Genomic DNA, 8,771 nt, shown 5'->3' with positions numbered 1-8,771 from the left:
TCCACCGAGTCACTGCGTTTGAGTTCTGCGACGCCAAAGCTCATGGTGCAATCAAGATGAACACTACTGACGATAGGGTTCAGCGACACCTTTTGCCTCAATAGTTCTGCTTGTTGAATCGCTTCTTCCGCTGTGTGCTTGGGTAACAGTAGCATAAACTCATCACCGCCAAAACGTATTGCCAAAACCGAGTCTGGTAGAGAGTGCTGCATAAGCTTGGCGACTTTCTCAATGGTTTTGTCTCCCACCAGATGCCCTAGCTCATCGTTAATCTGTTTGAAGTTATCGATATCGGTCATTATCACGCTAAGGGGCAGATGTTCCTCTTTCGATTGACAAACTAGAGAAGGCAGTAACGAGTCCATCGCTCGTCGGTTATAGAGTCCTGTCAATGGATCCTTTTGTGACAACTGATGGATGGAGTCGAGCAATCTCGCATTGATGAGCCATAACATGCTCAGGCTAATGGCAACCATTAATATGATGCAGAATAGGTAGGTCAGGGCATGAATCAGTCCAGAACTCATATAACTGCTAATCGTAGGTCCGAGCGCGGTATAGATGATGCGAAATACCATAAAACTGCCATAGCTGACAAATGGGATCACCATCATGAGAAGTGGAAACTTGGCATCGTCCTTCTCGCCCTTAAGCAGTGCCCAAGCCGCGAAAAAACAGGAGGCGCTGAGGTAGGCGCTTAAGATAAGAATACGGGCATTGATGGATGGCGTTACATAGGTAAAGAAAACAAACAGTAGACCTGCTAGCAGCAATGCCCCCTCTAGCCATCGCACTCCTTTACTGTGATAGGCGCGAATCGCGCAGATGCCTTTCACGGTAAAAAGAAAACCCAGCATGATGAGGGTATTGGCGAGCACTATGGTCAGCCACTCTGGCGCGGTTCCTCGAAAACCTAAAAACATCGGCCCTAAGCCAATCATAAAGATGCCAGCGGCCAGTCGGTTTAGTCCAAGAACTTGTTTCTGCGAGGTTTGATAAAAGAACAAGCCTGAAGAATAAATAAAGGAGAAGACGATAACCGTGAAGTTAAGTGTGCGAATGTCTAAAGAGAGGATTTCCATAATGTAGCCAAAGATGGGGGCGCCTATCGAAGAGTCATAGTAGACATTTTGCTTGACGATAGCTGCAATCGGATGTCATTTATCCGATACAGGTAGAAAAATGCCAGCGTATTTCACTGGCACTTATGCACTATGCTGCATCGATTAGGCTTGCTGTTCTGCCCGTTTGGCTTTCTCTATCATTGGGGTAATGGTAGAGCCTTGCACTAAGATGGAAAATACCACCACAGAGTAAGTCATAACCAAGATGATCTCTTTAACGTCAATGAGCTTATCTTGAATGACCCAAATGCCAGAGGGAATGGAGAGTGCCATGGCCAGCGCTAATCCACCTCTTAGGCCGCCCCAGGTAAGGATTTTAATGGACCAAGGGTTGTAGGTGCGATAGCGCTTAAACCCTACGTAAGAGAAAAACACGCTCAGATAACGCGAAAGCAAGACCAAAGGAACGGCAACCGCCATCATGATCCAGTCTTCTTGATGGAATTCAAACAGCAACATCGACATACCGATCAAAAGGAACAAGACCCCGTTAAGGAATTCATCGATCAGCTCCCAGAAATGGTCGAGGTGATCTTCACTCTCTTTTGAAAAGCCGATAAAGCGCGTCCAGTTACCGATCATGATTCCAGATACCACCATTGCTAACGGGCCCGACACATGCAAAATCTCGGCAAAGGCATAACCTGCAGTGGGAATGCCGATGGTCAGCAGCAGCTCCATAGAGTGATCGTCGGTCGCGCTGATCAGGTAGTGGAACAACAGCCCTAGGGCAAAGCCATACACAATGCCACCTATCGCTTCTTGTGCGAACAGCAAGGTGACGCTGCCTAGTGTTGGCGTGTCGTGACCGAAAGCGATGGTGTAAAGAGTGACGAAAATGACCAAGCCAAAGCCGTCATTAAAAAGGGACTCTCCCTCAATTTGGGTCGAGATACGTTTGGGGGCATCGAGCTTTTTGACAATCGCTAACACGGCAATCGGGTCCGTCGGAGAGATCAGTGCCCCGAAGAGTAAGCAGTACACCAGATCAAACGGAATGTGCAGCCATTGGCAAAAAGCATAAAGACCAAATCCGATGAAGAACGTCGAAAACAGCGTGGCGCCCAAGGCTAAGACAGTGATCTCCCATTTTTGATCTTTAAGGTTGGGCAGTTTGATACCCAATCCGCCAGCGAAGAGGAGAAAGCCGAGAATCCCCTTCAACAAAAAATCTTCGAAGTTGATGCTGGCGACCGTCTTTGACGCAATGTCTGTCAGTTGGAACCAATCATTTTGGCCTGCAACCAAAATGAGTAACGACAGCACCATAGAGCCCGCAGTGATGGCGATGGTGGTCTGCATTTTACCTATCTTGCTGTTTACAAAGGCAATCAGCATTGCAGCAGCCGATAAAAAGCAGAGTGTGTAGTAGACTGACATGAGCGTTCCAGTATGTAACAAATTATGAACAAGAATTTTGTTACTGACTTGTTCAAATAGCAAATGATTTTTACTCGTGGTGTGAGACGTATTTTTACCGTTTAGACGTCTAGACTCCTTTTTGATCTGTGATAGGATGGGGAAATAACGAAAGGAATGAGGCAGTACTGTGGGAAGTAATGTAAGGCAGCAAATCGAAGCGCAATTGCAACAACGGATACTTTTGATCGATGGTGGCATGGGCACCATGATCCAAGGTTACAAGCTTGAAGAGCAAGACTATCGTGGTACGCGTTTCGCCGATTGGCATTGTGATTTAAAAGGGAACAACGATCTGTTGGTGTTGACTCAGCCTACATTGATTAAAGAGATCCACAGCGCCTATTTAGAAGCCGGTGCGGATATTCTCGAAACCAATACCTTTAATGCCACCACGATTGCGATGGCCGACTACGACATGCAGAGTTTAAGCGAAGAGATTAACTTCGCAGCGGCCCAACTTGCACGTGAGGCGGCCGATGAATGGACGGCAAAAACGCCGGACAAACCTCGCTATGTCGCGGGCGTATTGGGCCCAACCAACCGCACCTGTTCCATCTCTCCTGATGTGAACGACCCAGGTTATCGCAACGTCAGCTTTGATCAGTTGGTCGAGGCGTACTCTGAGTCGACTCACGCCCTAATCAAAGGCGGCAGCGATCTGATTCTTATCGAAACCATCTTTGACACCCTCAACGCCAAAGCGTGTGCGTTTGCCGTTGATAGCGTATTTGAAGAGCTCGGCATTACCCTGCCTGTGATGATTTCAGGGACGATTACCGATGCCTCTGGACGTACGCTCTCTGGCCAGACTACCGAAGCTTTTTACAACTCACTGCGTCACGTTAGACCGTTATCGTTTGGCTTGAACTGTGCACTTGGCCCTGATGAACTGCGTCCATACGTCGATGAACTCTCGCGTATTGCGGAGTCTTTTGTCTCGGCGCACCCAAACGCCGGTTTGCCGAATGCGTTTGGTGAGTATGACTTGTCGCCACAAGAGATGGCGCAACATGTTGAGGAGTGGGCGAAAAGCGGCTTTCTTAACTTAATTGGTGGCTGTTGTGGTACCACACCAGAGCATATTCGTGAAATGGCTCGTGTGGTCGATGGTGTAACACCGCGCGCGCTGCCAGAGCTCCCCGTCGCGTGCCGTTTGTCAGGGTTAGAGCCGCTCACTATTGAGAAAGAGACGCTATTTATTAACGTCGGCGAGCGAACTAACGTCACGGGCTCGGCACGATTCAAGCGTCTTATTAAAGAAGAGCAGTATGATGAAGCGCTGGAAGTGGCACGTCAGCAAGTGGAAAACGGTGCACAAATCATCGATATCAATATGGACGAAGGCATGCTTGATGCGCAGGCCTGCATGGTGCGCTTCCTTAACTTGTGCGCCTCTGAGCCTGAAATCTCCCGTGTGCCGATTATGGTCGACTCGTCGAAGTGGGAGGTGATTGAAGCGGGTCTGAAATGCATCCAAGGCAAAGGCATCGTTAACTCGATCTCGCTCAAAGAAGGCAAAGAGAAATTCATTGAGCAGGCCAAGCTGATCCGACGCTACGGCGCCGCTGTGATTGTGATGGCATTTGATGAAGTGGGTCAGGCGGAGACGCGTGAGCGTAAACTTCAGATCTGTACTAACGCGTATCGTATTTTGGTTGACGAAGTGGGCTTCCCACCGGAAGACATCATTTTTGACCCGAACATCTTCGCGGTGGCCACCGGTATTGAAGAGCACAACAACTACGCCGTCGATTTCATTGAAGCCGTAGCAGACATCAAACGCGATCTGCCGTATGCGATGATTTCAGGTGGCGTATCCAACGTGTCGTTCTCGTTTCGCGGTAATAACTATGTACGCGAAGCAATTCATGCGGTGTTCCTCTACCATTGTTTCAAGAACGGCATGGACATGGGCATCGTCAACGCCGGTCAGTTAGAAATTTATGACAACGTTCCAGACAAGCTGCGTGAAGCGGTAGAGGATGTGGTGCTTAACCGCCGCTCTGATGCCACCGAGCGCTTATTGGATATTGCCGGCGAATACGCCGAAAAAGGGGTCGGCAAAGAAGAGGATGCCTCAGCACTGGAATGGCGCACATGGCCTGTTGAAAAGCGTTTGGAACATGCGCTAGTGAAAGGCATCACCGAGTTTATTGTTGACGATACAGAAGAGGCGCGAATCAATGCGAGCAAGCCTCTTGAGGTCATCGAAGGGCCACTGATGGATGGCATGAACGTGGTTGGAGACCTGTTTGGTGAAGGGAAAATGTTCCTTCCTCAAGTGGTGAAATCCGCGCGTGTGATGAAGCAAGCCGTGGCTCACCTAGAGCCGTACATTAATGCAGAGAAACAAGCCGGCTCGACCAACGGTAAGATTCTGCTGGCGACCGTAAAAGGCGATGTTCACGACATAGGTAAAAACATCGTTGGTGTGGTGCTGCAGTGTAATAACTACGAAATTATCGACTTAGGTGTGATGGTGCCGTGCGAGCAAATCCTAAAAGTCGCAAAAGAAGAGAAGGTAGACATCATTGGTTTGTCTGGCCTGATCACCCCATCGTTGGACGAAATGGTGCATGTCGCCAAAGAAATGGAGCGCCTCAACTTCGATTTGCCACTCTTGATTGGTGGCGCGACCACATCGAAAGCGCATACCGCAGTGAAAATTGAGCAAAATTACTCACAACCTGTGGTGTATGTGAATAATGCCTCACGAGCGGTCGGGGTCTGTTCCTCACTGTTGTCTGAGACGTTAAAGCCAGCGTTTGTTGAAAAGCTGCAAGCGGACTACGACGTGGTGCGCGATCAACATAACCGTAAGAAACCCCGCACTAAGCCGGTAAGCTTAGAGCAGGCGCAAAGCAATAAAGTGGCAATTGATTGGCAAAGCTACACGCCGCCGGTCCCTTTGAAACCCGGTGTGCATGTGTTTGATGATTTTGATATTGCAACGCTGCGCCAATACATCGATTGGACGCCATTCTTTATGACGTGGTCCTTGGTCGGTAAATACCCAGCAATCTTTGACCATGAAGAGGTCGGTGAAGAGGCGAAACGCTTGTTCGAAGATGCCAACGCTCTGTTGGATCGCGTTGAAAAAGAGGGCTTGATGCAAGCCCGGGGCATGTGTGCTTTGTTCCCAGCGGCCAGCGTTGGCGATGACATTGAAGTGTACACCGATGAGTCGCGTACCGAGGTGGCTAAAGTGTTGCACAACTTACGTCAACAGACGGAAAAACCTAAAGGTTACAACTACTGTTTGTCGGATTACATCGCACCGAAATCATCCGGTAAAGCGGATTGGATTGGCGCGTTTGCGGTGACAGGTGGCATCAATGAGCGTGAGTTGGCCGATGAATACAAAGCGCAAGGGGATGATTACAATGCCATTATGATTCAGGCGGTGGCAGACCGTTTGGCCGAAGCGTTCGCCGAGTACTTGCATGAGCGGGTGCGCAAAGAGATCTGGGGCTACGCGGCCGATGAGAACTTATCCAACGAGGAGTTGATTCGCGAGAAATACCAAGGCATTCGTCCTGCACCGGGCTATCCTGCGTGTCCTGAGCACACAGAGAAGGGCGCAATTTGGGAACTCATGGACGTTGAAAACACCATAGGCATGACGCTGACGTCGAGCTATGCGATGTTCCCTGGCGCTTCTGTCTCGGGTTGGTACTTCTCTCACCCTGACTCGCGCTACTTTGCCGTTGCTCAAATCCAGCAAGATCAGGTGGAGAGCTATGCACAGCGCAAAGGTTGGGACATGTTGGAAGCGGAGAAGTGGCTTGGTCCCAACATCAATGGGTAACCTGCTCTCTTAGCACTTGCGCTGAGTGTCACAAACAAAAAGCGCGGCCCTTGGGTCGCGCTTTGTCTTTTTGAAATATCTGTTGAATATCTGTTGGCGGCTGAGTTAAACAAACAGCGTCGCTAAGCCTAAAAAGACCGACAGACCGATGACGTCGGTGACAGTAGTGAGCGCCATGCCGCCTGCCAATGCAGGGTCGATGTTCATTTTTTTCAGCAGGACTGGAATCATCACACCAGCCACACCAGCAACAAACAAGTTGGTGAGCATGGCGGCAGAGATGATGCCTCCAAGCATCCAGTCGCCTTTCCAAGCAATCACGATCCCGCCGATGATCAATGCCCACAAAATGCCGTTAAGCATACCGATGGCGGCTTCTTTCATTAATAGTTCACGTTTGTTGGCATCACCGATATGGCCCAATGCCAAGCCTCGGATGACGAGCGCGACCGTTTGGTTGCCTGCTACGCCGCCCATCGAAGGCACTATGGTCATCAAGACGGCAATAGCGGCCATCTGCTCGAGTGTGGCTTCAAACATGTTCGAGACTGAGGCCGCTGCAAGCGCCGCTAACACATTGGCCCCAAGCCAAATGCTGCGTTTTCGGGCTGATTTGACCACGGGCGCAAAGGTATCTTCGTCGTCGTCCATACCGGCCATACTCATCATGGAGTGCTCGGCATCTTCTCGGATGACATCGACCACATCATCGATGGTAATACGCCCAACCAGATGTTTGTTCTCATCGATAACCGGCGCTGAGACCCAATTACGGCGTTCAAACAAGCTGGCGACGTCGGAGTCGCTCATGGTCACTTCGATGGCCTCATCCGCATCTTCCATTACTTCCGCGACTTTGATGTCGGGCTGAGTCGTAATGAGCGTGGTAATGGGCAGTTCACCAATAAGGTGGTTCTCTTCATCAATGACATACAAGGCATCCGTCGCTTCTGGAAGCTCGCCTTTCATGCGCAGATAACGCAGCACGACATCCACATCGACATCACCACGAATGGTGATGACGTCGGTATTCATTAAACCGCCGGCTGAGTCCTCTGGGTAAGAGAGCGCGGTTTCAATGCGCAGACGCTCTGTCGAATCCATTTGGGACAGAACTTCTCTAGAGAGATCATCCGGTAGGCTTCGCAGTACGTAAGCGACATCGTCGGTGTCCATCCCTTCGGTGGCTTCGGCGAGCTTTTCTGGTGCCATTTTGGACACCAAGTCGTCTTTGACGTCTTCGTTGAGCTCGTCGAGGATTTCGCCGTAATCTTCTGGATCGGTGAGTTGCCAAAGGACTTCACGGCTTTTACGAGGTGAGGCTTCTAGGAGATGAGCGATATCTTCGGGTTCCATGTCCTGCAATTGGCGACGGACATGGACGAAGCGGCCGTTTTCGAGCGCTTCAGATACTTCTTGCAGGGCTTGGTGAGCTTGATCGAATTCAATTTGCTCGGCCATGGATTCCCCCTGACTCTAATGGTTCACAATGGTTTGAATAGTAACTTAAATCTTACGTTAAGTAACCTCATGATACGACTTTGCCGAGGAGAAAAGTGCACCCACGTGATGAATGGAAGGCGAGTGGCGTTCTAAGGGGGGAATTACAAGGTAGCGTGTGCGAGTGAGGGCCAAGTCGGCGCTATTCCTCTTCGTCGAACTTGTCTTCGATCAGCGAGCAGACCGCTTCTAAGGCGGGTGAGGCATCGCTGCCTTCTGCGCTGATCGTCACGTGTTCACCTTGAGCGGACTCAAGCATCAGTAGACCCATCACACTGTCTGCGGTGGCTTCTTTGCCTTCAGGGTTTTGGATGGTGAGCACGGCATCGAAGGATTGAGCAAGCTCGACCAATTTGACGGCAGCACGAGCATGAAGGCCAAGTCGATTTTGAATGAGGACGGTTCTGCTCTCTTGCTGCATACGGCTATTCCTTGTGATGTTTCTCTAGAGAGGTATGACGAATTTGGACCTGATGGCCCAGCTGGGCAAAGTACTCGCCAATCTGCTGAGTGAGGTAGACCGAGCGATGTTTCCCGCCGGTGCAACCTATGGCTACGGTGAGGTAGCTGCGATTATTTTTTTCAAGCAGCGGCAACCACTGCTCAATAAATCCTTGGATTTGTCGTTTTAACTCCAGCACCTCTTGATGCTGCTCTAAAAACGATTTGATTGGCGTATCAAGGCCAGTCAACGGTCGCAGCGACGGATCCCAATGTGGGTTAGGTAAAAAGCGCACATCGAACACGTAGTCGGCATCAGAAGGCAGGCCATATTTATAACCAAATGACTGAAACACCATCACCAAATCTTTGCGTTCACGGCCTTCCACGCGCATGCGTACGGTTTCGCTCAGCTCATGCAATGATTGGCTGCTGCTGTCGATGATCAAGTCGGCTTGCTCTTTGAGCGGGGCGAG

General features: G+C 50.1%; 6 protein-coding genes. 1 reads left to right on the top strand and 5 read right to left on the bottom strand.

Translation table 11 applies throughout. The features are described from left to right. The coding region (locus AC6R1A_RS05860) for a GGDEF domain-containing protein (RefSeq protein ID WP_500646153.1) at positions 1 to 1,082 on the bottom strand (1,082 nt) is incomplete at its 3' end. 144 nt (positions 1,083 to 1,226) lie between these two features. Further along, entirely contained in the window at positions 1,227 to 2,504 is a 1,278-nt protein-coding gene (locus tag AC6R1A_RS05855; RefSeq protein WP_500632376.1) for a cation:proton antiporter, read from the bottom strand. Between the two features lie 169 nt (positions 2,505 to 2,673). On the opposite strand from AC6R1A_RS05855, the gene metH reads away from it, so the two are divergent. Next, the gene (gene metH / locus AC6R1A_RS05850) at positions 2,674 to 6,354 is read left to right on the top strand and encodes a methionine synthase (protein ID WP_500632375.1); all 3,681 of its coding nucleotides are present in this window, start codon (positions 2,674 to 2,676) and stop codon (positions 6,352 to 6,354) included. 105 nt (positions 6,355 to 6,459) lie between these two features. On the opposite strand, the gene mgtE is transcribed toward metH, so the two are convergent. The 3 genes from mgtE to AC6R1A_RS05835 form a co-directional block, all read right to left on the bottom strand. Next, the gene (gene mgtE, locus AC6R1A_RS05845) at positions 6,460 to 7,815 is read right to left on the bottom strand and encodes a magnesium transporter (RefSeq protein ID WP_500632374.1); all 1,356 of its coding nucleotides are present in this window, start codon (positions 7,813 to 7,815) and stop codon (positions 6,460 to 6,462) included. 181 nt (positions 7,816 to 7,996) lie between these two features. Beyond that, positions 7,997 to 8,275: an HPr family phosphocarrier protein gene (locus AC6R1A_RS05840; RefSeq protein ID WP_334553456.1), complete on the bottom strand. Its 279-nt coding sequence runs from the start codon at positions 8,273 to 8,275 to the stop codon at positions 7,997 to 7,999. Between the two features lie 4 nt (positions 8,276 to 8,279). Continuing rightward, positions 8,280 to 8,771 (bottom strand): RapZ C-terminal domain-containing protein (locus tag AC6R1A_RS05835; protein WP_500646152.1); only part of this gene is annotated, 492 nt, incomplete at its 5' end.

This window comes from Vibrio sp. R10-SG3-ISO3 (assembly GCF_059834225.1).
The sequence above is the reverse complement of the archived record's forward strand: the minus strand, read 5'-3'. Positions and strand labels throughout refer to the sequence as shown.

Bases quoted from the DNA above. Each gene is read 5' to 3' on its own strand.
- AC6R1A_RS05855 (WP_500632376.1), bottom strand. From the start codon at position 2,504: ATGTCAGTCTACTACACACTCTGCTTTTTATCGGCTGCTGCAATGCTG.
- mgtE (WP_500632374.1), bottom strand. From the start codon at position 7,815: ATGGCCGAGCAAATTGAATTCGATCAAGCTCACCAAGCCCTGCAAGAA.
- AC6R1A_RS05840 (WP_334553456.1), bottom strand. From the start codon at position 8,275: ATGCAGCAAGAGAGCAGAACCGTCCTCATTCAAAATCGACTTGGCCTT.